The 26,566-nt window shown below is 72.1% G+C and carries 23 protein-coding genes; 15 read left to right on the forward strand and 8 right to left on the reverse strand.

Annotated features, from left to right (window positions below):
- Positions 1-390: 390 nt before the first annotated feature.
- Both AB0J02_RS28500 and AB0J02_RS28505 read left to right on the forward strand, forming a co-directional pair.
- Positions 391-1,641, forward strand: coding sequence for a cytochrome P450 (locus tag AB0J02_RS28500; RefSeq protein ID WP_363196646.1), 1,251 nt, complete (start codon positions 391-393; stop codon positions 1,639-1,641).
- Positions 1,638-1,841: a ferredoxin gene (locus AB0J02_RS28505; protein ID WP_363196647.1), complete on the forward strand. Its 204-nt coding sequence runs from the start codon at positions 1,638-1,640 to the stop codon at positions 1,839-1,841. Before AB0J02_RS28500 ends, AB0J02_RS28505 begins: the two co-directional genes overlap by 4 nt.
- On the opposite strand, the gene AB0J02_RS28510 is transcribed toward AB0J02_RS28505, so the two are convergent.
- Positions 1,828-2,736 (reverse strand): universal stress protein, encoded by a 909-nt coding sequence (locus AB0J02_RS28510; protein ID WP_363196648.1) that lies wholly within the window; start codon positions 2,734-2,736, stop codon positions 1,828-1,830. The two genes, AB0J02_RS28505 and AB0J02_RS28510, sit on opposite strands and share 14 nt — an antisense overlap.
- A gap of 60 nt (positions 2,737-2,796) precedes the next feature.
- Entirely contained in the window at positions 2,797-4,071 is a 1,275-nt protein-coding gene (locus AB0J02_RS28515; RefSeq protein ID WP_363196649.1) for a hypothetical protein, read from the reverse strand.
- Positions 4,072-4,402: 331 nt separating this feature from the next.
- Here AB0J02_RS28515 and AB0J02_RS28520 point away from each other — a divergent pair, with 331 nt between their 5' ends.
- Positions 4,403-6,742, forward strand: coding sequence for a GH92 family glycosyl hydrolase (locus AB0J02_RS28520; protein ID WP_363196754.1), 2,340 nt, complete (start codon positions 4,403-4,405; stop codon positions 6,740-6,742).
- Positions 6,743-6,771: 29 nt separating this feature from the next.
- Here the strand turns inward: AB0J02_RS28520 and AB0J02_RS28525 are convergent, their stop codons facing one another.
- Positions 6,772-8,103 carry an FAD-linked oxidase C-terminal domain-containing protein gene (locus AB0J02_RS28525; RefSeq protein ID WP_363196755.1) on the reverse strand — a complete coding sequence of 444 codons (1,332 nt, stop codon included), beginning with the start codon at positions 8,101-8,103 and terminating at the stop codon, positions 6,772-6,774.
- A 197-nt stretch (positions 8,104-8,300) separates the two neighbouring features.
- On the opposite strand from AB0J02_RS28525, the gene AB0J02_RS28530 reads away from it, so the two are divergent.
- On the forward strand, positions 8,301-9,170 hold the full coding sequence (locus tag AB0J02_RS28530; protein WP_363196650.1) for a SigB/SigF/SigG family RNA polymerase sigma factor: 870 nt from the start codon (positions 8,301-8,303) through the stop codon (positions 9,168-9,170).
- Between the two features lie 43 nt (positions 9,171-9,213).
- Here the strand turns inward: AB0J02_RS28530 and AB0J02_RS28535 are convergent, their stop codons facing one another.
- Positions 9,214-9,663 carry an ATP-binding protein gene (locus tag AB0J02_RS28535; RefSeq protein WP_363196651.1) on the reverse strand — a complete coding sequence of 150 codons (450 nt, stop codon included), beginning with the start codon at positions 9,661-9,663 and terminating at the stop codon, positions 9,214-9,216.
- Between the two features lie 162 nt (positions 9,664-9,825).
- Between AB0J02_RS28535 and AB0J02_RS28540 the strand changes: the two genes are divergently transcribed.
- Entirely contained in the window at positions 9,826-11,781 is a 1,956-nt protein-coding gene (locus AB0J02_RS28540; RefSeq protein WP_363196652.1) for a hypothetical protein, read from the forward strand.
- A gap of 565 nt (positions 11,782-12,346) precedes the next feature.
- A complete protein-coding gene (locus AB0J02_RS28545) occupies positions 12,347-13,720 on the forward strand; it encodes a deoxyribodipyrimidine photo-lyase (RefSeq protein WP_363196653.1) in 1,374 nt (457 codons plus the stop codon).
- On the opposite strand, the gene AB0J02_RS28550 is transcribed toward AB0J02_RS28545, so the two are convergent.
- Positions 13,695-14,684, reverse strand: coding sequence for a MerR family transcriptional regulator (locus AB0J02_RS28550; RefSeq protein ID WP_363196654.1), 990 nt, complete (start codon positions 14,682-14,684; stop codon positions 13,695-13,697). The two genes, AB0J02_RS28545 and AB0J02_RS28550, sit on opposite strands and share 26 nt — an antisense overlap.
- 156 nt (positions 14,685-14,840) lie before the next feature.
- Between AB0J02_RS28550 and AB0J02_RS28555 the strand changes: the two genes are divergently transcribed.
- Together AB0J02_RS28555 and AB0J02_RS28560 are read left to right on the forward strand one after the other, a co-directional pair.
- On the forward strand, positions 14,841-15,458 hold the full coding sequence (locus tag AB0J02_RS28555; protein ID WP_363196655.1) for a sigma-70 family RNA polymerase sigma factor: 618 nt from the start codon (positions 14,841-14,843) through the stop codon (positions 15,456-15,458).
- A 171-nt stretch (positions 15,459-15,629) separates the two neighbouring features.
- Positions 15,630-16,862: a GNAT family N-acetyltransferase gene (locus AB0J02_RS28560; RefSeq protein WP_363196656.1), complete on the forward strand. Its 1,233-nt coding sequence runs from the start codon at positions 15,630-15,632 to the stop codon at positions 16,860-16,862.
- 40 nt (positions 16,863-16,902) lie between these two features.
- On the opposite strand, the gene AB0J02_RS28565 is transcribed toward AB0J02_RS28560, so the two are convergent.
- Positions 16,903-17,316: a hypothetical protein gene (locus AB0J02_RS28565; protein ID WP_363196756.1), complete on the reverse strand. Its 414-nt coding sequence runs from the start codon at positions 17,314-17,316 to the stop codon at positions 16,903-16,905.
- A 264-nt stretch (positions 17,317-17,580) separates the two neighbouring features.
- Here AB0J02_RS28565 and AB0J02_RS28570 point away from each other — a divergent pair, with 264 nt between their 5' ends.
- The 4 genes from AB0J02_RS28570 to AB0J02_RS28585 all read left to right on the forward strand — a co-directional run bounded on the left by AB0J02_RS28570 (position 17,581) and on the right by AB0J02_RS28585 (position 21,727).
- Entirely contained in the window at positions 17,581-18,081 is a 501-nt protein-coding gene (locus AB0J02_RS28570; protein ID WP_363196657.1) for a DinB family protein, read from the forward strand.
- A gap of 181 nt (positions 18,082-18,262) precedes the next feature.
- A complete protein-coding gene (locus AB0J02_RS28575; protein ID WP_363196658.1) occupies positions 18,263-19,972 on the forward strand; it encodes a glycoside hydrolase family 18 protein in 1,710 nt (569 codons plus the stop codon).
- A gap of 130 nt (positions 19,973-20,102) precedes the next feature.
- Positions 20,103-20,750 carry an HD domain-containing protein gene (locus AB0J02_RS28580; RefSeq protein WP_363196659.1) on the forward strand — a complete coding sequence of 216 codons (648 nt, stop codon included), beginning with the start codon at positions 20,103-20,105 and terminating at the stop codon, positions 20,748-20,750.
- On the forward strand, positions 20,747-21,727 hold the full coding sequence (locus AB0J02_RS28585) for a GlxA family transcriptional regulator (protein ID WP_363196660.1): 981 nt from the start codon (positions 20,747-20,749) through the stop codon (positions 21,725-21,727). The genes AB0J02_RS28580 and AB0J02_RS28585 overlap by 4 nt, the downstream gene beginning before the upstream one ends.
- 91 nt (positions 21,728-21,818) lie before the next feature.
- Here AB0J02_RS28585 and AB0J02_RS28590 read toward each other — a convergent pair whose 3' ends face one another.
- Both AB0J02_RS28590 and AB0J02_RS28595 read right to left on the reverse strand, forming a co-directional pair.
- Positions 21,819-22,268, reverse strand: a complete 450-nt coding sequence (locus AB0J02_RS28590) for an OsmC family protein (protein WP_363196661.1) — start codon at positions 22,266-22,268, stop codon at positions 21,819-21,821.
- A 65-nt stretch (positions 22,269-22,333) separates the two neighbouring features.
- Complete coding sequence (locus AB0J02_RS28595; protein ID WP_363196662.1) at positions 22,334-23,194, reverse strand: GntR family transcriptional regulator; 861 nt, start codon at positions 23,192-23,194, stop codon at positions 22,334-22,336.
- A 184-nt stretch (positions 23,195-23,378) separates the two neighbouring features.
- Here AB0J02_RS28595 and AB0J02_RS28600 point away from each other — a divergent pair, with 184 nt between their 5' ends.
- From AB0J02_RS28600 to AB0J02_RS28610, 3 genes are all read left to right on the forward strand, one after another.
- Complete coding sequence (locus AB0J02_RS28600; protein ID WP_363196663.1) at positions 23,379-24,650, forward strand: extracellular solute-binding protein; 1,272 nt, start codon at positions 23,379-23,381, stop codon at positions 24,648-24,650.
- An 82-nt stretch (positions 24,651-24,732) separates the two neighbouring features.
- Positions 24,733-25,701 (forward strand): sugar ABC transporter permease, encoded by a 969-nt coding sequence (locus tag AB0J02_RS28605; RefSeq protein WP_363196664.1) that lies wholly within the window; start codon positions 24,733-24,735, stop codon positions 25,699-25,701.
- Positions 25,698-26,534, forward strand: a complete 837-nt coding sequence (locus AB0J02_RS28610) for a carbohydrate ABC transporter permease (RefSeq protein WP_363196665.1) — start codon at positions 25,698-25,700, stop codon at positions 26,532-26,534. Before AB0J02_RS28605 ends, AB0J02_RS28610 begins: the two co-directional genes overlap by 4 nt.
- Positions 26,535-26,566: the final 32 nt, after the last annotated feature.

Genomic DNA, 26,566 nt, shown 5'->3' on the forward strand with positions numbered 1-26,566 from the left:
GGACACATCACCGCAACAGCCGTACAGGCCGCATTTTCGCGACCCCTCATAAGGTGTCAAAAGCTGGGAATCACCGCCACTCGGATGACGGCATGGCACGGGGGACGCAAGAGTGCCCCGCATGGACGGCTTGATTCCGGCCGCCCTGTCGAACGGTTCCGGCCGTCCGCACGGGCCGCGCACGGCCGGGGATCCGCCTCGCCAGCCCTCCGAGCTGAGGGAACGCGGCCGTGATCGAACATGAGCGAAAGGCCCCGGCCAGATACCCCGTCCGCAGGATCTGGCCGGTCTTGCGGTGGACCCGGTAGATGCCTGAGGCATCCAATGGTCGTGGAGCCCGGAACGACCGGCTCCGCCCGCACGTACCAGCACTGCGAGGGGATCCCATCCATGACGGAATCCACGACGGAACCGGCCCGCCAGGACCTCCACCCCACCCCGGCCGCCCCCGCCTTCGAGGCCCCGGTCCCCTTCCCCCAGGACCGAGGCTGCCCCTACCACCCGCCCACCGCCTACGCGCCGCTGCGCGAGGCGGCCCCGCTGGGCCGGGTCACCCTCTACGACGGCCGCACGGTCCGGGCCGTCACCGGACACGCTCTGGCCCGTGACCTTCTCGCCGACCCCCGGCTGTCCAGCAACCGGGACCGGTCCGGCTTCCCGGCGACGACGGCGCGGCTCGCGGCGTTGCGGTCCCGGCGCGTGGCGCTGCTCGGCGTCGACGACCCCGAACACAACACCCAGCGACGCATGCTGATCCCGAGCTTCTCGCTGAAGCGGATCGCCGCGCTGCGCCCGCAGATCCAGCGGACCGTGGACCGGCTGCTCGACGCGATGGAGCTGCAGGGGCCGCCGGCCGAGCTCGTCGGGGCGTTCGCGCTGCCGGTGCCCTCGATGGTGATCTGCGCACTGCTCGGCGTGCCCTACGCCGACCACGAGTTCTTCGAGGAGCGCTCCCGGCGACTGCTGCGCGGGCCCGAGGTGGCCGACGTGGAGCAGGCCCGGATCGAACTCGAGGCGTATCTGGGCGAGTTGATCGACAGCAAGCGGCGCGAGCCGGGCGAAGGACTGCTGGACGAGCTGATCCACCGGGAGTCCGGCGACGGGCCGCCCGACCGCGACCAGCTGATCGCGTTCGCGGTGATCCTGCTCGTCGCCGGGCACGAGACGACGGCGAACATGATCTCGCTCGGCACGTTCACGCTGCTGCGCCACCCCGAGCAGCTCGCCGCGCTGCGCTCCGGGTCCACGACGACGGCCGTGGTCGTGGAGGAGCTGCTTCGGTATCTGTCGATCGCGGACGGATTGCTGCGGGTGGCGCTCGAGGACATCGAGGTGGCCGGTGAGACGATCCGGGCCGGTGAGGGCGTGGTGTTCTCGACGTCGCTCATCAACCGGGACGAGGCCGCGTTCGCGGCGCCGGAGACGCTCGACTGGGACCGCTCGGCGCGGCACCACCTCGCGTTCGGCTTCGGCATCCACCAGTGCCTGGGCCAGAACCTCGCCCGCGCCGAACTGGACATCGCGCTGCGCACCCTCTTCGAGCGGCTGCCCGGGCTCCGGCTCGCGGCCCCGGCCGAGGACATCCCGTTCAAGCCGGGCGACACGATCCAGGGCATGCTCGAACTGCCCGTGGCGTGGTGAGCGCCGTGCGGATCGAGGTCGACAAGGAACGCTGCGTGGGCGCGGGCATGTGCGCGCTGACGGCACCGGACGTGTTCACGCAGGACGACGACGGCTTCAGCGAAGTGCTCCCCGGCGCCGAGCATGCCGAGGAGCACCCGATGGTGAAGGAGGCGGTGCGGGCCTGCCCAGTGGGGGCGGTGTCGCTCACCGGACCGTGAGGCCCGTCCCTCCGGTGTGCGGCACCACCGGCACCACGGTCACCGGGCACGGCGCGTGGTGCAGCACCGCGTGGGCGACCGAGCCGATCCGGGCGCCCACGGCGGTGCGGCGGGCGCGCCGCCCGACGACCAGGAGCTGAGCGCGCGGGGCCACCGAGAGCAGCACCTGCCCCGCGCTGCCGATCTCGACGTGCTCGGTGACGGGCACGTCGGGGAACCGCTCGCGCCACGGTGCGAGGGCCTCGCCGAGCGCCTTCTTCTCGTACGGTTCCATGCCGCCGGACTCGTCGAGGAGTCCGAGCGAGGCGGGGCTGTACGCGAACACCGGCGGCAGGCTCCAGGCGCGCACCGCCCGGACGGCCGCGCCGCGGGCCGCGGCCGTGCGGAAGGCGAACTCGAGGGCGGCGGCGCTGTCCAGCGGGTCGCCCTCCTGGCCGACGACCACCTCGCGCCCGGCCGCCTCTCCGGCCGGCCGGTCGTCCGAGCGGACCAGCACCACGGGCCGCTCGGCGCGGGCGATGACCTGCTGGCCGACCGAGCCGAGCAGGAATCCGACGAGCGGGCCGTGGCCGCGCGAGCCGAGGGCGAGGAGTTCCGCGTCGCGGGCCGCGGCGAGGAGTGCCTCGGCGGCGCCGTCCTCGTCGAGGACGTCGGTGGTGGTCGCGAGTCCCGGGTGCCGCTCGGCGATCTGCTGTCCGGTCTCCGCCAGGAGGTCCCGGGCCCATCGCGCCCGCGCGTCCTCGTCGGCGGCGAGCGCGAGTGCTTCGGGCACGGGTGTTCCCACGTGCACGAGGCGCAGCGGGAGTTCGCGCCGCACCGCCTCGCGTGCCGCCCAGGCGGCCGCGGCCGCGCTCTCGGGTGATCCGTCCACTCCGGCGGTGATCGGCCGGGTCATGGGGCCTCCTCGTGGTCCGTCCGCCGCCTGCGTCTGCTGTCGGCTACCGGCGATCCTGCCTCACCTCGCGGAGTGTTCGCGGGTGGCCTGGGCAGGCCTCTTCTCAGGGCGAAGGAACGCGGACCAGCCTCCCGGCGGCCGCTCCCCCACGCCCAGACCGCGCAGCTTGGCGAGGACGGCGGGGTCCTGCGCGTCGAGCCAGTCGACGAACTGACGGAAGGAGACGAGCCGTACGTCCTTCTTGTCCGCGACCCGCTTGAGCGTCTCCTCGACAGCATCCATGTAGATGCCGCCGTTCCACTCCTCGAAGTGGTTGCCGATGAAGAACGGCGCCCGGTTCGTCTCGTAGGCGCGCCGGAAACCGGAGAGATAGGACTGCGTGGCCTGGGTGCGCCAGCCCGGGTAGTTGGAGGACGGGGCGCGCGTCGAGTTCTGCGACTGGTTGGCGAGGATGTTGTAGTCCATCGACAGGACCTCGAAGCGGTGGCCGGGGAACGGGATGCCCTGCAGGGGCAGGTCCCATACGCCCTGCTTCTTGTCGGGCCAGCGCTGCACGCCGCCGGGCGACGACGCGTCGTAGCGCCAGCCGAGTTCCCGGGCGACCGGCAGCAGGTTCTCCTGCCCGAGCAGGCAGGGCGTACGGCCGCCGATGAGTTCCTGGTCGTAGTCGAAGGGCAGCGAGGGGTGTTCGTGCCAACCGGTGTTGCTGCGCCACGTCTTGACGAACGCCTGGGCCTGCTCGATCTCGCTGCGCCAGTGCGCCGCGCTCCAGTTGCCGACGGAGCCGGCGCCGCCGCAGAAGTGCCCGTTGAAGTGCGTGCCGATCTCGTGGCCCTCCAGCCAGGCCTGATGGACGTACTTCAGGGTCTCCTTGACGTGTCCGTCCGTCAGGTAGCCGATGTCGGAGGCGCCGACGGGGTTGTTCGGCGGGCGGTACAGGCGCTTCTTCGACTCGGGCAGGAGGTAGAGGCCCGAGAGGAAGAAGGTCATGTGGGCGTCGTGCTGCCGGGCCAGTTCCAGGAAACGGGGGAACAGGCCGTTGCCGACCTCGCCCGCGCCGTCCCACGAGAAGATCACGAACTGCGGTGGCCGCTGGCCGACTTCGAGCGGTTCGGGTTCCCCGGGCTGGTGGGGCTGTTTGCCGGTGTACGCGGTCGAACCGTCGCCGATGAGCCGGGGCGCGGCCTTCTTCGGCGGCCCCGCTTGCTGGTCCGGGCCCGCCGGGGGCCGGCCCTCGTCGTCGCCGCTGCCGCAGCCCGCCAGGGTCGTGACCGCGGCACCCAGGCCGATCCCGAGCCCCAGGCGTGCGGCGCCTCTGCGGCTGATTCCACTCATGGACATCCCAATCCGCGCCGCATGAGGGCGCGTTGTGTGTCCCCCCACTCGGACAGCGACCCCAGCACCGTAAGACCGATAAACCGACAAATCGTACATTTGCTGCGGCGTGCCGCGGAAAAGGCTCGTCACGGGTCTGGGGCTTCATCCCGCGTTCACCACGGATGTGCGCAGCGGCGTTCCCCGGGGCGGCTCAACGATCTACGCTCGGCGGCGCCTTGACGGCATCTCTTCCGACTCCGAAAGGTTCCGCGACGTGTTCGACGTCCTGTCCAGACCGGCGGCGCTGCTGCGCCGCACCGGAGCACTCGGCCTGGCGACCGCCCTCGCCATGACGCTGCCCGGACCGCTCGCCTCCGCCGCGGCGCCCGCGGCCCGGCCCACCGCGTCCGTCGACCCGCTGATCGGCTCGACGAACGGCGGCAACACCTACCCGGGTGCCACGCGCCCCTACGGCATGATCGCGTGGTCCCCGACCAGCACCACCGGCGACCAGACGAGCACCGGCGCCGCGAACGGCTACGAGTACAACGCCCAGCGCATACGCGGTCTGAGCCTGACGCACGTCAACGGCGCGGGCTGCAATCCGGGCGCCGCGGGAGACGTGCCGATCATGCCGTTCGTCGGGGGCGTCACCTCCTCGCCGTCGGCCGACACCAAGGACGCGGTGTACGCGTCGGACTTCTCGCACGCGAACGAGCGCGCGGTGCCCGGCCGCTACACCCTGGGCCTCGACTCCGGCGCGTCGGCCGATCTGTCGGTGAGCCGCCGCGCGGGCGTCGCCGACTTCGCGTTCCCCGCCGACCAGCAGGCCTCGCTCCTGTTCCGCGTCTCCAACTCGCTCAACGGCAGCGAGGACGCGCACATCGACATCGACCGCGCGCACCGCAAGGTCACGGGCTGGGTGCTGACCGGCGCGTTCTGCGGGCGGCGGGCCAACGGCGGCGTCAACAACCGCAAGAGCTACTACAAGCTGTACTTCAGCGCCTCCTTCGACCGTGCCTTCTCCTCGTACGGGACCTGGAAGGACGCCACCCTCTCTCCCGGCTCCACCAGCGCCGGCGGCGGTGAGGGGTACGCGACCGGCGCCGATCGCGCGGGACGTGGCTCCGGCGGATACGTCGGTTTCGACACGGCCTCTGACAACGATGTCCACATGCGACTCGGGATCTCGTACGTGTCCCTCGCGGGCGCCGAGACGAATCTGCGCGAGGAGATCGCGCCCCGGGCGAGCGTCGACGACGTCGCGGCCCAGGCGAGCCGGGACTGGGACAGGGAACTGAGCTCCGTGCGCATAGGCGGCGGCAGCGAGGCCCGGCGCACCGCCTTCTACACGGCGCTCTACCACTCCCTCATGCAGCCGAACATCATCAGCGACACCGACGGCCGCTACCCCGGCATGGACGGCAAGCCCCACCGCCTGGCACGCGGGCAGTCCGCGCAGTACAGCAACTTCTCGGGCTGGGACCAGTACCGGGCCCAGATCCAGCTGCTCGCCCTGCTGAAGCCGAAGGTCGCCGGGGACTTCGCCCAGTCGCTCTACAACTTCTCGGAACAGAACGACGGCGTCTGGGACCGCTGGGTGCACGTCAACGGCGCGACACATGTGATGACCGGCGACCCGACGGCGGCGACCCTCGCGACGTTCTACGCGATGGGGGTGCGCGACTTCGACTACGAGGGCGCCTTCGACTCCCTGGCCCGGCAGGCCACCGAGCCTCGCGACGACGGCCTCTCCGACGCGGGCTGCCCCGGACAGTGCGTCGGCCAACGCCCCAACCTGGCCCAGTACTTGAGCTCCCACTACGCGGCCCAGGATGCCTGCCACTGCTGGGGCGGCGCCGCCGAGACGCTGGAGGACTCGGTCGCCGACGCCGCACTGGGCTCCTGGGCGAAGCTGCTCGGCCGCGACGAACAGGCCGCCTACTTCACCGAGCGCGGCACGTGGTGGCGCAATGTCTTCAATCCCGCCACCGGCTACGTCCAGGCACGCAATCTGGACGGCTCGTGGGTGACCCCGTTCAACCCGGGCAGCGACCTGGGCTTCGCGCAGGGCACGAGCGCCACGTACACCTGGATGGTGCCGCAGGACGCGCAGGGCCTCGCCGACGCGATGGGCGGCCGGCAGACGGCGGCGACCCGGCTCGACGGGTTCTTCCACAAGGCGGACGGCTCCTGGTCGGTGAAGGGCGGCGACGCGCTGCGCTACGACCCGACGAACGAGCCCGGCATCCACGCGCCATGGCTCTACAACGCGCTCGGGCAGCCGTGGAAGACGCAGGCCACCGTGCGCGAGATCGTCGACTCCGTGTACGGGACCGGGCCCGCGGGCCTGCCCGGCAACGACGACCTCGGCACCATGTCGGCCTGGTACGTGTTCTCCGCGCTCGGCCTGTACCCGAAGGCTCCGGGCACCGCCGATCTGCTGCTCGGCGCGCCGCTGTTCCCGCACGCCGTGGTGGACCGGCCGGGCCGCGCCGACATCGTGGTCGACGCGCCCGCTGCCGATGCCACGCACGCGTACGTCGCCGGGGTGCGGCTCGACGGCCGTGACCATCCGCGTTCGTGGACGGACGCGGGCCTCCTGCGCCGTGGCGGCACGCTCGCGTACCGGCTCGTCGAACAGCCGGACACGAGCTGGGCCACCGATCCGGCGGGCCTGCCGCGCTGACCCGACCCGGCCTCAGGCACCGGGGAAGGTCAGTCCTCGCCGACGACCTTCCCCGGGTTGAACAGGTCCAGCGGGTCGAGCGTCCGCTTGACCGCGCGCTGCATCCCGCAGACGGCAGGTCCCAGTTCGCTGCGCATGCCGCCGCGCTTGAGCAGGCCGACGCCGTGCTCGCCGGTCACGGTGCCGCCCGCGGCGATCGCGGCCTGGAGCAGCTCCTCGAAGGCGGCCTGCGCGGCAAGGCGGGCCGCCTCGTCGCCGGGCTCGGTGATCAGCAGCGGGTGCAGGTTGCCGTCCCCGGCGTGCGCGATGGTCGCGATGCGCACCCCGTGCCGGCGGCCGATCTTCTCGATGGTGGCGAGCATCTCCGGCACGGCCGAGCGGGGCACGCAGAGGTCCTCGGTGAGGACGGGGCCGAGCCGTTCGAGCGCGGGATAGGCGAGGCGTCGTACGTCGAAGAGAGCCTCGGCCTCGACGGCGTCGGTGGACTGCTCGGCCCAGAGTGCCCCGGCCTCCTGGAAGGCGGCGGCCACCGCGTCGGCCTCGACGGCGCCCGCGTCGCCCGCCGCGTCGATCCTGGCGAGCAGCATGGCCTCGGCGCCCGGCTCGATGCCCAGGTGCTTCCAGTCCTCGACGGCCTCCATGCAGGCGCAGTCGAGGAGTTCGAGGGCGGCGGGCTCCAGGCCGCGGCGCGTGACGAGGGCCACCGCAGCACCGGCGGCGACCAGGCTGTCGAACGCGCCGACGACCGTGCGCGGTTCGGCGACGGGCGCCGGGCGCAGCCGCAACGTGATCTCCGTGATGACGCCGAAGGTGCCCTCGGAGCCGACGAACAGGCTCGTCAGGTCGTAGCCGCTGACGCCCTTCGTGGTGCGACGGCCGAGCCGGACCCGGCTGCCGTACTCGCCCGCCGGGCCGCCCATGACGACTTCGAGGCCGAGGACGTAGTCGCGGGTGACGCCGTACTTGAGGCAGCACAGACCGCCCGCGTTCGTCGACACGTTGCCGCCGATCGTGGACCAGGGGGCGCTGGCCGGGTCCGGCGGGTACCAGAGGCCGTGCTCGGCGACGGCGGCCTTCAGGTCGTTGTTGACGACGCCGGGCTGGACCACGGCGAGCAGGTTCTCGGTGTCGATCTCCAGGATGCGGTTCATTCTGGAGACGTCGAGGACGACGCAGCCGTCGACCGCGTTGGCGCCGCCGGAGAGGCCGGTGCCCGCGCCGCGCGTGACGACCGGTATCCGGCGTTCCGCGCAGGCCCGCACCACGGCCTGCACCTCCTCGGCGGAGCCGGCCCGGACCGCCGCGAGCGGCCGGCCGACGGGCGCCCACTCGGCGTCGTCGCGGCCGAGCGTCGCGAGCACGTCCGCGTCGGTGACGAGGGTGCTGCCCGGGAGCGCGTCCACCAGTTCGCGCACCGTACCTGCTGTTTCTGCCGTGTTGATGTCGTACCTCCAGAACAACTTCGCATGGTCCGGCAGTTCGCGGGTAACTGCCGGACACCATGATGGAACAAGGCTCTGCGCCGTCGCACGGCGCGGGAGGGACGGTGGGCTCCACCATGAGCGGGACGGACGTCACTGCGGACAGGACCCGGACCACAGATGGGGAGATCGATCTTCCGCACATCCCCGACCCCAGTCGAGTGGCACCGCTGGACGCGCGGGAGCTCTCCCGGCACTTCTTCCGGCGGCTCGCCGAACTCGAGGAGGGCACCGAGGAGTACCAGTACACCCGTAACACCCTGATCGAGATGAACATGTCGCTGGTCCGCTTCGCGGCCGGACGGTTCCGCCACCGCGGCGACGACATGGAGGACATCGTCCAGGTCGGCATGATCGGTCTGATCAAGGCGATCGACCGGTTCGAGATCTCGCGCGAGGTCGAGTTCACCTCGTTCGTGCTGCCGTACGTCACCGGCGAGATCAAGCGGTTCTTCCGCGACACCACCTGGGCCGTGCACGTGCCGCGTCGGCTGCAGGAGCTGCGGCTCGAACTGGCCAAGGCGCGCGAGGAACTCTGCACCCGCCTGGACCGGAACCCGACCACCGCCGAGCTGGCCACGCTGATGGACCTGCCGGAGTCCGAGGTGATCGAGGCCCAGCTGGCCTCGAACGGCTATACGTCCGCATCCCTCGACGCGGCCCTGACCACCGACAGCGGCCAGGACGGCGAGTCGGTGCTCGCCGACTTCATCGGGGTGGAGGACGAGGCGATGGAGCTGGTGGAGGACTTCCACGCGCTCGCCCCGCTCGTGGCGCGGCTGCCCGAGCGCGACCGCCGGCTGCTGCATCTGCGGTTCGTCGAGGAGCTGACGCAGGGGGAGATCGGCGAGCGGCTCGGCTACTCCCAGATGCACGTCTCGCGGCTCATCAAGCAGCTCATCGCCCGGCTGAAGTCCGGGATGCTGGCGGGCACGGACCTCGCATAGGTCATCCGGGTGATCCGGATCGTCGAGCGGACCGGGGCCGTCCTCACACAGGCAGCGTGAGGACGGCTTTGACACGTTTGCCGACCGGCACCCGTTCGACGGTGACCTCGGCGAGTACGTCCACGATCTCCAGGCCGTGCCCGCCGATCCGGGCCGGGTCCCGCGGGTAGCGCAGCGGGACGGCGCCGCTGCTGTCGTAGACGGTGACGATGATCTGCCGCGCCGTCCCCTCCAGCTCCAGCACGTACGGTCCCGCGCTGTGCCGGTCCGCGTTGGTGACCAGCTCGCTGACGACGAGCAGCACATCGCCCGCGGCCCGGCGGTCCACGTCGACGCACCACTCCCGCGTCAGCTGGGCCAGAAACGTCTCCGCGAAGGCCCGGGCCTGCGCTATGCAGCCCGCTTCTCCCGAATAGTGGGTCACCCGCCGCAGGGGCTCGACAGGCGTGTCGAAGCCGATTGGGATCACTGCCCCGTCCAAATACTCGATCATCCGTGTCTCTTTCGACCGGGCCTGTGTCGGTCAGACCCCCGCAGGCATGCTGATACCCCGAGTTGCGCGGTGCAGTCCTGCGGGATCGTGATGTGACTGTCACACGGTCCGGTCGTTTGAAGAGCGAAGCACACGACGCCCTTCGACGCGGGAGACCAGACCATGCCGACCCTTCGCCGCGGCCGAACGGCCCCGCGCACCCGGATAGCCACCGATCGGGCCGAGGCCGCCCTCGTCGAGCAGTACACCGCTCTCGTGCGGCTGGCCTATCTGACGCTTCCCGCCGCACTGTCCCGGCACCGCCGGGTTCTCATGGCGCACGCCGCGGCGCAGCGGGCACTGCCCGGGGCGCGGCCGGCCCGCGTGCCCGGCCCGCGGGCGGCCGGAGACGGACCCGGCGGCGCGGAGGACGCCCTGCGGGTGCGGGTGCTGCGGGCCGCTCTGGCCGCCGCGCACCGCCCGTCCGGCTGGCCCGCGGTGCTGCCGCCGCCCCGGACGCTGCTGCCGCGGTTGCCCGTGGTGTGGGGGCTGCGGCTGTTCCCGCGGGCCGGCGGTGCCGAGGAGATCGCCCTCGGGCAGGCGCTGGCCGGGGCATCGGCACCGGCCAGGGCCGCGTTCGTGCTCCGCCGGGTCGACGGCTTCTCCGCCGCGCGTACCGCCGGTCTGCTGGGCGCGGCCGGGGTCGCGGCCCCCGAGGACGTCGTCCGGGAGGCCGCGGGGCTGGACGCCGGGGCCGGCCCCGCCGCCGAGGCGCTGCTGCGCTCCCAGGAGTTCGACGCCTGCTCGGTGCAGACACGGCCCACGGATCTGGTCCGCCGCACCCGTCGCAGGCGGCTCGCCTGGGCCGTGGGCGCGCTCGCCGTGATCACGGCGGCCGTGCTCACCGTTCCGGGCGGTGACTCCGCCGGGCGCCCGGTCGTCCGGCCGGGCGCGGCGGCCGCGGCAGGCCTCGACGCCGCCCGCCTTTCGCACGCTGCGCCGGACGAGTGGGCCGACACCTCCCGGGTCGATTTCACGGTGTGGCCCGCTCGGGGCGGCCGGGCCGGCGACGGGGCGCTGCTGGCGCGGGCGCTGGACTCCTGGGCGGCGCCCTCGGACGCGGTCACGGTGACGACGACCCCGGGCACCCCGGTGGACGCGCCGCCGCGCACCCCCCAGCTGCTGTTCGCCGGGGATGTCGACGGACGCGGTGTGGTGCTGCTGAACGACGGCGACCGGCTGGCCCGGTACACCGATCCCGTCGGCGGCGGGCGCGCCACGCTCGACCTGGCCCGCGTCGACGACGCCGATGTGACGACCGCGGCCGCGGTGGTGCTGTCCCGCGGTCCCCGCGTCGCCCGCTATCTCACCGCGCCGTGGATCACGGAGGCGACGCGGCGTGATCTGCTGCGGCCCGACACCCCGGCCCGGCCGCTGCACGTCTCCGGGGACGGCGTGACCGACGCGGTGCCGGTCGCTCCGGCGGGAGGCTGTGCCCGGCGTCCGGTGCTGCAGCTGCGCTCCTCGTCGCGGATCGTGGAGCACCACGCGTTCCTGGTCGCGGATCTCGGCGGGCTCTCTCCGGTGCATCTCACGTACACCCCGCTGCCGGGTCACGGCACTCCTCCGCCCCGCCAGCCGCGCGAGGCGACCAGCAGCCAGGCCCTGCTGGCCTGGGCGCGTACCGCTTGCGGGCTCGAGCCGTGGCACGGCGGCGCGGTGCGCGCCGTGAACGCGTGGGACTACGCCGAACAGCAGCTGCCGGAGGGCGGGGGTCACGCGGTGTGGTCGTGTGCGCGTGCCTCGACCTGGCGCGGGCCCGGCGACGTGGCCCTGCTGCTGCGCGCGCCCGCCTCGTCCGTCACCGCACCCGCCCGGATCGTGGGGCGGGCGGAGAACACGGCCGCCTGCAGCCGGTTCGGGCAGCACGTGGTGGCCTCCGCGCGGTGGAAGTCCCCGAAGGGGCACTGGTATCTGGTGGCGGCGGGCAGCCGCGCGGTCACCCGGATCTCCGTGAGCGGCGCGGTGGACTCCGTGCGCCCCGGCCGGACGCTCGCCGTGCGGGCGCCCGAGCGGGGCGCGGTGCGGGTGACGGCGCGACTGGACAACGGGGAGCGGCTGCCGGAGGTCGATTCCTGACGGCACCGCTCCCGGGTGCCGGGTGCCGGTCCCGACGGCGCTGGGCCCCCGTCCGCGCGGACGGGGGCCCAGTGTGGGGTGCGTCGGCTCGCCGCGCTGCCCTGGCGCGGGCCGGCGCCCGGGTCAGCCGGGGACGTCTCCTTCCCCGCCGACCACCAGGAACGCGTCCGAATCCAGGTCCATCACTACCTTCGCGGACCGTCCCTGAGCACGTAGCCGCGCGGCGTACTCCTCCGCCGGCCAGGACCCGCGGGGCGCCCCCGCCGAAAACCGTCGCAACACCTTCGCCTGCATATCGCCGGCACCTCCCACACCCGTCGACCCGCACGGACGGTCCACGCCCGGTGACCGTCCGTTGTCCCTGTGCTGCGCTTGCCCGCTTCCGGGGAGACCATGCACGGGATGCCCCGCGGTGGCCCGGAATACATGCATCCGTGCACGTCCCGGGGCCGGAAGGGGAGAAGGAGGCGGCTGAGTGCGATCAGCTGTCCCCCTTCCCTCGTCGTGATCACCTGCCTTCCCTCGCAGTTTTTCGCATCTTCTCGAATCAGCCGGGAGTAGTTCTGTGCGCGTCCGTGTCGTCCTGTTCACCGCCGACCTGCGAGTCCATGATCATCCGCCGCTGCGGGCCGCTCTGAACGCCTCCGACGCGGTGGTGCCGCTGTTCGTCCGGGACACGGGGATCGCCGCGGCCGGTTTCCTGGTGCCGAACCGGGAGGCGTTCCTCGCCGACTGCCTGCGCGATCTCGACGCGCAGCTGCGGCAGCGCGGCGGCCGGCTCGTGGTGCGCTCCGGGGATGTGGCGGAGGAGGTCGCGAAGGTGGTGACCGAGACGGACGCGTGCGCGGTGCACCTCGCGGGCGACGTGAGCGCCTACGCCCACCGGCGCGAGGACCGGCTCCGGACGGCGCTGCACGGCATCGGCTGCGAAGTGGTCGCCCACGACGCGGTGGTGACCTGCGTGCCGCCCGGCGAGGTCACCCCGGCCGGCAAGGACCACTTCGCCGTGTTCACGCCGTACCACCGGCAGTGGGCCCGGCAGCATGTGCGGGCGGTGGGCCGGGCGCCGCGCGCCGTCACCGTTCCCGAGGGGGTCCGCTCCGAGCCGCTGCCCGAGCGCGACGCCGTCCCCGGTGTGTCACCGGGTCTCACCGCAGGCGGCGAGCGGGCCGCCCGGGCGCGCCTCGCCGCGTGGCTGCGCTCGGGGATCACCGCGTACGAGGACCGGCACGACGACATGGCGGGCGACGCGACCTCCCGGCTCTCCCCCGATCTGCATTTCGGCACGCTCAGCCCGGTCGAGGCGGTCCAGCGATCACGGACGGCGGGCGGTCCCGGCGCCGAGGCGTTCGTACGGCAACTGGCCTGGCGGGACTTCCACCGCCAGGTGCTGGCCGCCCGCCCGGCCGCCGCGCACGAGGACTACCGCGGCAAACGCGACCGGTGGCGCTCGGAGAGATCGGCGGGCCGGGAGATCGAGGCGTGGAGACAGGGGCGTACGGGATATCCGGTGGTCGACGCGGCGATGCGGCAGCTGCGCCACGAGGGGTGGATGCACAACCGGGGCCGCCTCCTGACGGCGAGCTTCCTCGCCAAGACTCTGTACGTCGACTGGAGGGTCGGCGCCCGGCATTTTCTGAGCCTCCTCGTGGACGGGGACATCGCCAACAACCAGATGAACTGGCAGTGGATGGCGGGCACCGGCACGGACAGCCGGCCCAACCGGGTGCTGAATCCGGTGACGCAGGCCAAGCGGTACGACCCGGCCGGAGCGTATGTACGGCGCTGGGTGCCCGAGCTGGCGGGACTGGAGGGACCCGCGGTGCACGAGCCGTGGAAGCTGGCGGCCCGGGACCGCGCCGCGTACGACTATCCGGAGCCGCTGCTCGAACTGCCCGACGGGCTGGCCCGGTTCAAGCGGGCACGCGGCGTGCGGTGAGTTCGGGATAGAGCCGCTCGATGCGGGTCAGCGCCTCCGGCAGCGTCGCCGGGCGCAGTGCGCCGCGCACCGTGTGCCCTGCCCAGCCGGGTCCGCCGAGCATCACGGCGGGGCCACCGCGGGCGCCGCGCACACCCCACCGGGCCTCGGCGAGGTGCCGGGCGAGGGGCAGGCTCGCGGTCGACCGGGCCTGCGCCCACAGCACGATGACCCGCGGCCCCGTCCGGCGCACGGCGGCCGAGACCGCCTCGACGGGCACGGCTGCCCCGAACATCCGCTGGGGCAGCCCGAGTTCGTCGAGCGCCGCGCTGAGCGCCTCCAGGGGCAGTGAGTGCTCCTCGGCCGGTACGCAGGCCAGGACGAGCGGCGGTACGCCCGCGGCGACGGGCGCGGTGGCGCCGCGGTGCAGGGTGCGCGAGACATGGCAGGACAGGAGGTGCTCGACCTCTACGTAGCGGTCCCCCGCCTCCTCCCATTTGCGGCCGATGGCGTGCAGCACCGGCACCATCACGTCCTGCCAGGCGCCGACCAGGCCGTGCCGCTCCACCGCCTCGGTCAGCAGGTCCCGCACGGCGGGGGCGTCGAGGCGGGTGGCGGCCCGCGCCAGGCCGCGGCGCTGCCGTTCGACGTCGGCCTCCGAAGGCCGCTCCCGCGCGCGGCGCGGCTGCGGGACAGCGACAGGGCGGGCGGGGTCCTGGCGTTTGCGGGCCAGGTGCGCGGCCTCGGCGGGCGGCAGGCCCGTCGCGGTGAGGCGGCACATCTCCTCGACGGCCGCGACGTCCTGCGCCGACCAGCGCCGGTGGTGGCCCTCGGCGCGCTCGACCGGGCCGAGCCCGTAGCGGCGGTCCCAGGTGCGCAGGGTCGTCGGTGACACTCCGAGGCGCCGGGCGAGGGCGCCGGTGCTGACCCCGGGCTCCGCCGCCATGTCGTGCCTGTCCCGCAAGGTGTCCTGCTCCTTGTCCATCGGCTCACGATACGACGCACAAACGGTGCGAGTTGCCGGTCGACCGCGCGGGTTCACAGGATGACCGCTCCGTGGACGGGAACGCTGCCCAACCGTCCGGTTTCCGTTCGGGAAACGTCAAATCCGGGTACGCGCCGAGGAGTTGACGAGTCACCGATGAGCACAGCGGTCCACCCCGGTACGCGCGGTGCGTACGAGTCGCCCGAGGAAGGGGGCCGCGCCGACGCGGCGCAGCTGGCCGAGCTGTACCGGTGCTGGGCGCCCTTGGTGCTCAGGCTGGCCCGGCGGGCGCTCGGCGACGGCCGTGACGCGGAGGACGTCACACAGCAGGTGTTTCTCGCCGCGTGGCGGGGGCGGGCCGGTTACCGGCCCGAACTCGGCTCCGACGCCGCCTGGTTGACGGGGATCACCCGGCACCACATCGCGGACGCGCTGGCCTCGCGCACCCGCCGGAAGACCCTGTTCGAAGGCGCAGCCGCCGGATACACGGGGGCGGCCGAGGAGACGGAGGCCGCGCTCGACCGGGTGCTGATGACCCAGGAGCTGGCGCGGCTGCCGGTGCCGCAGCGCACGGTCCTGTGGCTCGCGTTCTACGAGGACCTGACGCAGCCGCAGATCGCGGACCGCACCGGATGGCCGCTGGGCACGGTCAAGAGTCATGCCCGGCGCGGGATGGGGCGGCTGCGCACCCGGCTGCGGGACTACGGCAGAAGTCGAGGGCGAGGTGCATCCGTCCGGGACCGCGCACCCGAAGTACCGGACAGCCTCACCTGAGGCGGTGACCCGCTGTCGAGGCCGTACAGGCGGCCCGGACCCCGCTGCCTGTACGGTCCTGACGAACCCGGCGCCACCGAGGCTTGTCACCGTGGGCGGCGTCCGCGCGGCGCCGCCCACGGTGACACCCCCACGGGCGCGGGAGACGGCTCCCGGCTAGGGTCTGTGATCATGAGTGCCCGATCCGTCCAGATCCGTGAACTGCCCGAATCCGACATCGAGCGCGCCCTCGCGCTCGCCTATCTGGTCTTCCACGAATCGCCGGAGGACGACCGGCGCGAACACCACCGCGAAACGCTGGCCGGTCTCCTGCGCATCGGCGCCTATGACGGGGACCAGCTGGTCGGGTTCGCCGCGGCGCACCCCTTCTCGGTCTCCGTGCCGGGCGGCGGCGAACTCCCCTGCCCCGGCCTGTCGTTCGTGTCGGTGGCGCCGACGCACCGCCGTCGCGGCGTGCTCTCCGGGATGATGGCCGAACTGTTCGCGCGCTGCGCCGGGCAGGGCGCGCCGCTCGTCGCCCTGTGGGCGTCGGAGGCGTCCATCTACGGCCGGTTCGGCTTCGGGCCGGGCACGTACGGCGCGACCGTGGAGATCGATTCGCGGCGTCCGCTGGCGCTGCGCATCGCGCCCGACTCCCGCCCGCTGCGGCTGGTCGACCCGAAGGCCGCTCCGGCGCTGGTCGCCCCGTACTTCGAGGAGACCCGCGCACACCGGGCGGGCCGCGCGGCGCGTACGGAGGCCTGGTGGCGCGAGGAGTGGCTGGTCGAGAAGGACGAGGACGACGACGATCTGTCGCCGCCGCGGGTGGTGGCGCTGGGCGATCCGCTCGCCGGGTACGCGGTCTACCGCACCAAGTCGGGTGACGAGGACGCACGTACTCCGGGGCTCGTCCGGGTCGACGACCTGGAGGCGGACGGGCCCGAGGAGGCGGCCGCGCTGTGGAGCTATCTGACCGCGATCGACCTGACGGGCACGGTACGGGCCTGGGGCCGCCCGGTGGACGACTCACTGCTGCTGTTCGCGGCGGACCGGGACCAGGTGCGGGTGACGGAGGCGTTCCCGTCGCTGTGGGTGCGCCTCGTCGACGTGCGGGCGGCGCTGGCGGCCCGTACGTGGGCGGCGCCCGTGGACGTGGCGCTCGCGATCCGCGACGAGCAGGTGCCGGCGAACGCGGGCACGTTCCGGCTCATCGCCTCGCCTGACGGGTTCTCGTACGCGCCGACGCCGGACGACCCGGATCTGACGCTGGAGGCACGTGATCTGGCGACGGCCTACATGGGCGCGACGTCCGTGCGGTCACTGGTGCGGGCGGGAGTGGTCGCCGAGCACAAGCAGGACGCGGCGTCGATGCTCGACGCCGCGCTGTACACGGACCTGCTGCCGCACACGGTGGACGGGTTCTGAACCCGATTCCGGTCCGGCGGGTTCAGCGGCTGAGGACGGTTCACACCGAGGCGTGCGCCGGAGCGCGCGCGGCTCTGCGGGCCATGCGCAGGGCGTCCACGGACTCGGCGAGGAGTTCGTACTCGGTGGTCTCGTCGCGGGTGGCGACGCGGACGAGCCGGCCGCCCGCCAGCTCCTCGGCGACGCGATCCTGCTGGGCCGCGTCCGCGCACCAGGCGCGCAGCTGACCGGGCACGTCCGGGGTGTCGTCGCTCAGCGGCATCAGGGCGCCCTCGGGCAGGTGCGGCAGTCCGGGGCGCGGGTCGAGTCGTTCGGCGATCCAGGTGGCACGGTCGCGCAGCCACCACAGGGCGAGCGGCAGGGTGGGCGCGCGATAAGTGCCGAGCGGAACTCCGACGAGCCGTCCGCCGCAGATTCCGTACGCGGTGACGTGGCACAGGAATTCGTCGTGCACGATCTCCCCCATTGCCCGGCGCCTTGATCGCCAACCGGTCGGTTATTGATCAGGGATCGAACCCGACAGCCGCCCACAGGGGAAAATGCAAGATCGTCGATCTTCCGCAGGCTTCCGCGGGCCGTATTCGATCAAAATTCAACCGTCCCACCTGTCGAGTATCGGCACTACGGACGCACTGTCACCATGCTTTTTGCGCCAGTCTCCCGGCATATTCGGGCGCTCCGTTGGCCGAAATCCGTGCAGTCGACGAAACTGCACCTCATGCACTCTCATGACGTACTCATCGAAGGCTACGGCCGCATTAAGGAAGAAGTGCACGCGGCGGTCGAGGGCCTTTCCCCCGACGATCTCCACGCGCGGCCCGGCGGCAGCGCGAATTCCGTCGCCTGGCTGATCTGGCATCTCACGCGCGTGCAGGACGACCACATCGCCGACGCGGCCGGCCTCGATCAGATCTGGCTCTCACAGGGCTGGGCCGACCGCTTCGGACTGCCGCTGCCCGCGTCGGACACCGGCTACGGGCATACGTCGAAACAGGTCGGCCAGGTGAAGGTCGGCTCCGGTGACCTGCTCGTCGGCTACTACGACGCGGTGCACGAGCAGACGCTGGGCTTTCTCGGCGGCCTGAAGGACGCCGCGCTGGACCGCATCGTGGATGAGAACTGGGACCCGCCCGTGACGCTGGGCGCACGGCTCATCAGCGTCCTGTCGGACGATCTCCAGCACGTGGGGCAGGCGGCGTACGCGCGCGGGCTGCTCTGACGGCGGCTCATCTCCAGGACGGCGCTGAACTCCATGTTCGGCGCCGTCCGTGCGTCCGGGGACCGGTGGGACTCCTCGTGCGCCAAAGGTCTTGACAACTCGATTGGTCTGGACCAGCTTTGGCGCACAGCGGTGGCCACCGTTCACATCCGCCCCTCACCTCTCCCCCGGAGGCACCCCCGTGGACCGTGCACGTCATGGCAGACCCGGCGCCCGCCGCTGGCTCGGCGGCGCACTCGCCGTCACCTCGGCCGCGGCGCTCGGCGTCACCGCGCTCGCCGCGCCCGCCCAGGCCGCGGACGTCAACGTCGCCAAGAACGCCGGCTTCGAGTCGGACCTGTCCAACTGGACCTGCACCGCGGGCAGCGGCGCGGCCGTCTCCTCCCCCGTGCACGGCGGCGCCAAGGCGCTGAAGGGCACACCGGCGGGCCAGGACAACGCCCAGTGCACCCAGACCGTCGCGGTCAAGCCGAACTCGACGTACACCCTGAGCAGTTGGGTGCAGGGCGGCTACGCCTACCTCGGCGCGAGCGGCACCGGCACCACCGACGTCTCCACCTGGACGCCGGGCAGCTCGTCCTGGCAGCAGCTCACCACCAGTTTCAAGACCGGCGCGAACACGACGTCGGTGACGGTCTACACGCACGGCTGGTACGGGCAGAGCCCGTACTACGTGGACGATGTGAACGTCTTCGGGCCCGACGGGGGCGGTGGCAGCGACCCGGTGGTGATACCCGCCGTACCGGCGGGCCTCGCCGCGGGCGCGACCACCTCGACGTCCGTCGACCTGTCCTGGACCCCGGCCTCCACGGCGTCCGGCTACAACGTCTACCGGGACGGCACGAAGGTCGCGTCCGTCACGGGCTCCTCGGCGACCGTCACCGGGCTCACCGCCAACACCTCGTACAGCTTCCAGGTCAGTGCGACGAACGCGGCCGGTGAGTCCGCCAAGTCGGCGGCGGTGAGCGCCAGAACGGCCACGTCCGGGGGCGGCGGGGGCGGCGGCACCGTGCCCGAGCACGCGCTGACCGGGTACTGGCAGAACTTCGACAACGGCGCGACCGTGCAGAAGCTGCGGGACGTCCCGTCGCAGTACGACATCATCGCGGTGTCGTTCGCCGACGCGACGACCACGCCGGGGCAGATCACCTTCAACCTCGACCCGGCCGTCGGCTACGCCTCCGCCGCCGACTTCAAGGCGGACATCGCCGCCAAGCACGCGGCCGGCAAGTCCGTGGTCGTCTCGGTCGGTGGCGAGAAGGGCAGCATCTCCGTCAACAGCGACGCCTCGGCGACGGCCTTCGCGAACAGCGCGTACGCGCTGATGCAGGAGTACGGCTTCGACGGTGTCGACATCGACCTGGAGAACGGCCTCAACTCGACGTACATGACGAAGGCGCTGCGCCAGCTGTCCGCCAAGGCGGGCTCGAAGCTGGTGCTCACGATGGCGCCGCAGACCATCGACATGCAGTCCACGTCGGGCGAGTACTTCAAGACCGCGCTGAACGTGAAGGACATCCTCACGGTCGTCAACATGCAGTACTACAACAGCGGTTCGATGCTGGGCTGCGACGGCAAGGTGTACAGCCAGGGCTCGGTGGACTTCCTCACCGCGCTCGCCTGCATCCAGCTGGAGGGCGGCCTCGACCCGTCGCAGGTCGGGCTCGGCGTCCCGGCCTCCACGCGCGGGGCGGGCAGCGGCTACGTGGCTCCCTCGGTCGTGAACAACGCGCTCGACTGCCTGGCGCGCGGCACGAGCTGTGGTTCCTTCAAGCCCGCGAGGACCTACCCGGGGCTGCGCGGCGCGATGACCTGGTCGACGAACTGGGACGCGACGGCCGGCAACGCCTGGTCGAACGCGGTCGGCCCGAAGGTGCACAGCCTCCCGTAACCCGTCGATGTCCGGATCTGTGGGACACCTGGCTCCACAGCCATGGCGCCCGTTCCCACGGAAGCGGAAGCTGAGGAGTGCCGCCGGACTATCCGGCGGCACTCCACGGTGAAAGGTCCAGGTGAGCGCGGTGAGCGGTGACACGACGACGGTCGCGGGCGTGCGGGTGCCCGACACGAAACTGGCTCGGGAAGCGGACCAGCTGGTGCGCGACACGACGAGCGAGCTGATCTACCACCACTCACGGCGCGTCTTCTTCTTCGGGGCGTTGCAGGGCCGCAACCGCGATCTGTCCTTCGATCCCGAACTGCTCTACGTGGGAGCCCTCTTCCACGACCTGGGGCTGTCCGAGCGGTTCCACGGCAGCGGCCGGCGCTTCGAGGTGGACAGCGCCGACGAGGCCCGCAGTTTCCTCTCGGCCCGGGGCGTGCCCGAGGACAGCGTCCGCCGGGTGTGGACGGCGATCGCGCTGCACACGACGCCGGGCGTCCCCGCGTTCATGGAGCCCGAGGTGGCCCTGGTGACGGCGGGCGTCGAGTACGACGTGCTCGGCATCGGCTTCTACGACGTGGCGCGGGCCGACCGCGCGGACATCGTGTCCCTGCATCCGAGGCCCGACTTCAAGCGGCGCATCCTGCGGGCGTTCACGGACGGTGTGGCGCCGAAGCCGGAGACGACGTTCGGGAACGTGAAGGCCGATGTCCTCGCCCACTACGTGCCGGGCTTCGAGCGCGGCGACTTCGTGCGGACGATCCTCGACTCGAAGTGGGAGCAGTGAGCCCACCCGCTTCCCAGGTCGTCGCGATCGTCGCCTTCGACCAGGTGCAACTCCTCGACGTGACCGGGCCGGCCGAGGTCCTCACCACCGCCAATCTGCACGGCGGGGCCTACGACGTGCGCATCGTCTCGCCCGACGGCGCCGACGTGCGGACGTCGTCGGGGGTACGGGTCGGCGTCGACGGCGGGGGCGACACGGTGCCGCCGCGCGTGGGCACCGTCCTGGTGCCCGGGCGCTCCGACTGGCGGCGGGCCGTGCACGACGCGGAGCTGATCGCTTTCACGTCCCGCCTTGCCGGCCGCGCCCGGCGGGTGGCGTCGGTCTGCGCGGGCGCGTTCCTGCTGGCGGAGGCCGGGGTGCTTGACGGCCGCCGCGCGGCGACGCACTGGCGGCTCGCGCCGGAGCTCGCGGCGGCCTACCCGGCGGTGACGGTCGAGGACGACCCGGTGTTCGTCCGGGACGGCGACGTGATCACGTCGGCGGGGGTGACGGCGGGCATCGATCTGGCGCTCGCGCTGGTCGAGGAGGACCACGGCGCCGACATGGCCCGGGACGTGGCGCGTGAGCTGGTGGTGTTCATGGCCCGGCCGGGCGGTCAGTCGCAGTTCAGCGCGCGGCTCGGCCCGGTGTCGGCGCGGCATCCCGCGGTGCGTGCGGCGATGGACGCGGTCGGCGCCGATCCGGGCGCCGCGTCGGATCTGGACGCCGTGGCACGCGCGGCCGGGGTGAGCGTCCGGCATCTGACGCGGCTGTTCCGCGCGGAGACCGGGCTGACGCCGGGGCGGTACGTGGAGTCGGTGCGTCTGGAGGCGGCGCGGGCCCTGCTCGAAGGGGGCGCCGAACCGGTGGAATCGGTCGCCGGGGCGGCCGGGTTCGGTTCGTCGGAGTCCATGCGCCGGGCGTTCCAGCAGTCCCTCGGGGTGGCGCCGTCGGAGTACCGGGCACGGTTCCGTACGACTGCGGGCGGGGCGGTCTGAGCGGCCTCGGCGGGGTGCCGGTCTCTGGACCCCGCCAGCGAGCCGCCCCCCGCGCGCGCCCCGCGCCGCGTCAGAACCCGCGTACCCGCTCTCAGCCGCCCATGAAGAGCGTCGTGCCGTCGGGGCCCACCGCCTCGACGCGCGCGCCGTGTTCGACGGTGCGGCTGACCGTGCAGTACTTCTCGTGGGTGAGACGGATACCGCGTTCGAGGAGTTCGGCGGTGCGGGTGTCGCCTTCGGGCAGGTCCAGTTCGTAGGAGACGCGGACGGCGCCGACCCGGCCGTCGTCCTCGGGCCGGGAGACCGACTCGACGATGATGCGCAGCGCGTCGTGGCCGGCGGTGCGGGCGGTGCGGTCCACCACGAGTCCGCCGCAGCCGCCGAGCGCGGCGAGGAGGAGTTCGACAGGGGTGAACGACGGAGGGGCTGCCTGGGAGTCCGCGGCGTCGGCGGGGGCGATCCGGACCTCGGCGCCGCGGTCGTTGCGGGCGGTCCAGTCGCGTTCGCCGTTGCGGACTGTTTCGATGCGGTAGTCGGCCATGAGCCGAACCGTAACCAGGTACCGCGCCCGCGCCGCGCAGGCGGTCCCGAAGTCCATGGCGTGTGTCAGGGCCCCTGTTGCACATCGCCCCGGGTCGTGGAGGCGACGGTGTCGCGGTGCGCGAAGTCGCCGGGCGGGATGCCCGGGTGGTGCCCGGCCGACGGCGCGGCGGCGGTCGCGGCCGGGCCGAGGGTGAGCCGGGAGACGATCCGGTAGCGGTCCCCGCGGTACAGCGAGTGGACGTACTCGACGGGCCGCCCGGACGTGTCCGAGGTGAGCCGCTCGAAGAGCAGCGCCGGGGAGAGTTCGGGGACGTCGAGGAGGTCGGCCTCGGCGCGGGTGACGACGGTCGGCTCGATGGCCTGGACGGCTTCGCGGACGTGTACGTCGTGGTGCGCGCGCAAATGCGCGTACAGGTCGCCGCTCTCCAGCTCCTGGGCGCTCAGCCCTGGGACGAGGTCGGCGCGGATGTGCAGGTGCTCGATGGCCATCGGCGCCCCGTCGACGAGGCGCAGCCGGGCCACGTAGACGATCTTCGCGGCGGGCGAGAGCCGCAGCTTGCGGCCGACCCGGGCGCCCGCCTGGATGGTGGTGAACTCCAGGAGCCGGCTCGTCCAGGCACCGGCGGCCTGCGGCACCGTCAACGCCTGTTCCCGCGCGACGAGTTCCTGGGTGATCTTCTGCGGGGCGACGAACATCCCGCGGCCGTGTTCGCGGACGAGAAGGCCGGCGGCGACGAGTTCGTCGACGGCCGCGCGCAGCGTGGGCCGGGAGACGCCGAGGCGGGCACAGAGCGTGCGTTCGGAGGGGATCGCGTCCCCGGGGCGCTGCGACTCGATGAGTTCCAGGATGTGGTCGCGCACCCGTTCGCGCTTGAGCACCGCCCCCGGCGCGTCCGGGTTCTCGATGGTCCCGTCGGCGTTCACTGCCGCCCCCTCGTGCCGTACGACCAGTTGCCTGACCAGTTGACCACGGCGCGGTCTTGATCGACAACTGCCCAGCATTTCCAGGGGGGTTGACGTGTCCAGTGGTCTATGCCAGCTTTCTCCACCACCAGAGGTCACCTGACCAGTTGGTCAACTGGTCAGGTCAGGCGCCCAGAGGTGAACCGTGAAGCTCCGCTTGCTCACCGGTCTGACCGCGCTCGTCGCGGTCGCCGGGCTCAGTGCCTGCAGTTCGTCCGGCTCCGGTGACGGGGAGCCGGGTGACGGCGGGCGGACCGGCATCGATGTGTGGCTGATGCGCGACAGCGTCTCGGCCGCCTTCCAGAAGGAGTTCGAGAAGGGGTTCGAGGCCGCGCATCCGGACATCGACGTACGGGTGCAGGTCCAGGAGTGGGACGGGATCGGCGAGAAGGTCACGGCCGCGCTCGCCAGCAACGACGCGCCCGACGTCATCGAGACCGGGAACACCCAGGTCGCCCAGTTCGCGCAGAGCGGCGGACTGTTGGACCTGACCGACAAGACCGGCGCTCTCGGCGGCAAGGACTGGCTGAAGGGCCTCTCCGAGCCGGGCGCGTACGAGGGCAAGCAGTACGGCATTCCGTACTACGCGGCGAACAGGGTCGTCATCTACCGCACGGACCTGTTCAAGAAGGCGGGCGTCGACGCGGCGAAGATCAAGACGCGCGACCAGTGGATCGCCGCGACGAAGAAGCTCAACAAGGGTGCGCAGCAGGGGATTTATCTGCCCGGCCAGAACTGGTACACGTACTCCGGCTTCGTCTGGGACGAGGGCGGCGACCTGGCCACCGAGTCCGGCGGGAAATGGGCAGGCGCTCTGGACTCACCCGAGGCGCTGCGCGCGATGGCGTTCTACAAGAAGCTTCAGGCTTTCGGCAAAGGCCCCAAGGACTCCGACGAGGCACAGCCGCCGCAGGCCGAGGTGATGGCCAAGGGGCAGGTGGCACAGATCATCAGCGTGCCGGGCGGCGCCAACGTCGTCACCCAGAACAACCCTGGCCTAAAAGGCAAGTTGGGCTTCTTCCCGATCCCGGGGAAGACGGACGGCACGCCCGGCGCGGTGTTCACCGGCGGCTCCGATCTGGTGATCCCGGCGGTGTCGCGGCACCATGACGCCGCGTACACCTTCGTCAAGGAGCTGACCGGCGACGCCTGGCAGAAGAAACTCGCCGTCGCGATGAGCTACGTGCCGAACAAGACGACGCTCGCCGGCGCGGTCGCCGGGGATCCGGGCGCCTCCGCGATGGCGGTCGGCGCGGCGGTGGGGCACGCGACGCCGAACACACCCGGCTGGGCCGCGGTCGAGGCCAAGAACCCGGTCAAGGACTATCTGACGGCCGTCCTCGCGGGAGGCGATCCGGCGCGGGAGGCGAAGAAGGCGTCCGACGCGATCACGTCGGCGATGAACTCCGGTTCCTGACCGGTCTTTCGTTCCTGACCTGCCGTCTCGATCCGCCCCGCGCGACGTGCCCCGCGCGTGCCCGACGAAAGGAGTGTGCGCCGTGTCGGTCGTCCGCGAGCGGACCGCGCCCCGCCCCCTCACCCGACCGCCCCGGCGCCCACGGGGCCCGTCCCGCCGCGCCACGATGTCCGGCGGCTGGCCATACCTGCTGGTGGCACCCGCTGTCCTCGGCATGCTGTACCTGCTCGTCTACCCGCTGGGCCGGGCGGTCCTGATCTCCTTCCAGGACTTCGGGCTGCGTCAACTCATCCTGGGCGACGCGCACTTCACGGGGTTCGACAACTACACGACGCTGCTCTCCGACCCCCGGTTCTGGACCGTCGTGCGCCGCACGTTCCTGTTCATGGCCGTCAATGTCGTCCTGATCATGGCGCTGTCGACGCTCGTGGCGCTGATGGTCGAGCGGCTCGGGCGGGCCTGGCGGACGGCGGTGCTCAGCGCGCTCGTGCTGACGTGGGCGATGCCGGTGGTCGCGGCGACGACCGTGTTCCAGTGGCTGTTCCACTCGGAGTTCGGGATCGTCAACCACACCCTGACCGGCCTCGGGTTCTCGTCGTTCGAGGGGTACCCGTGGCTGGCGCACGGTCCGGCGGCGTTCGCCATCCTGGTGACGCTCGTCGTCTGGCAGTCCGTGCCGTTCGCGGCGATCACCCTGTACTCGGCGCTGACCACGGTGCCGTCCGAGCTGTACGAGGCCGCGCGCATCGACGGCGCGTCCGGCCCCCGTATCTTCCGGTCGATCACGCTGCCCATCGTGCGGCCGATCTTCATGCTGGTGCTGTCGCTCGAAGTGATCTGGACGTTCAAGGCGTTCGTGCAGATCTGGGTGATGACGCGCGGAGGACCGGGCGACGCGACCACCATCCTGCCCGTGTACGCGGTACAGACGGCCTTGTCCGGGCAGCGCTACGACCTGGGCGCGGCGGCGTCGATGGTGACGGTGCTGCTCATGTCCGGCGTGCTCGTCGCCTATTTCCGCCAGATGTTCCGCCAGGAGGGCGAGCTGTGACGACTTCGCGCGCGCTGCGCCGCCTGCCGCTCCACGCCGCCGCGACCGTCACGGTCGTCGTCTGTCTCTTCCCGGTGTACTGGATGGTCGCGACGGCCTTCAAACCGAACCGCGACATCCAGTCCGACCATCCCCAACTGCTGCCACAGAGCTGGACACTCGACCACTTCCGGCGGGCGATCGACGCCGACGGGTTCGGCCTGTTCTGGCGCAACAGCGTGCTCGTGACACTGGGCGCGGTGCTGCTCGCCCTGGTGGTGGCGCTCGGCGCGTCGTTCGCGGTGGCGCGGATGCGGTGGCGGGGGCGGCGGCAGTTCATGCTGATGGTGTTCGTCGCGCAGATGGCACCGTGGGAGTCGCTGATCATCCCGGTGTACATCATCTCGCGGGACACCGGGATGCTGGACCGGCTGCCCACGCTGACGCTGGTGTACTTCATGATGACGCTGCCGTTCACGATCGTGGTGCTGCGCGGTTTCATCGCGACGATTCCCCAGGAGCTGGAGGAGTCGGCGCAGGTCGACGGATGCACCCGGGCCGGCGCGTTCCGGCACATCGCGTTCCCGCTGCTCGCGCCGGGTCTGATGGCGACGTCGCTGTTCGGCTACATCACGGCGTGGAACGAGTTCGCCTACGCCAACTTCCTCATCATCAAGCAGCAGGACCACCGGACGCTGCCGGTGTGGCTGTCCTCGTTCCACAACACGTTCGGCACCGACTGGGGCGCCACGATGGCCGCCTCGACCCTGTTCGCGCTGCCCGCCCTGGTGATCTTCCTGGTGCTGCAGCGGCACGTCACGTCCGGTTTCGCGGCCGGCGCCGTCAAGGGCTGACCCGCCCCGCCCGAGCTCCTTGCCCGGAGGTC

Origin of the sequence: Streptomyces sp. NPDC050264 (genome assembly GCF_040655895.1) — a bacterium.
In the GTDB taxonomy this organism is placed as follows: domain Bacteria; phylum Actinomycetota; class Actinomycetes; order Streptomycetales; family Streptomycetaceae; genus Streptomyces.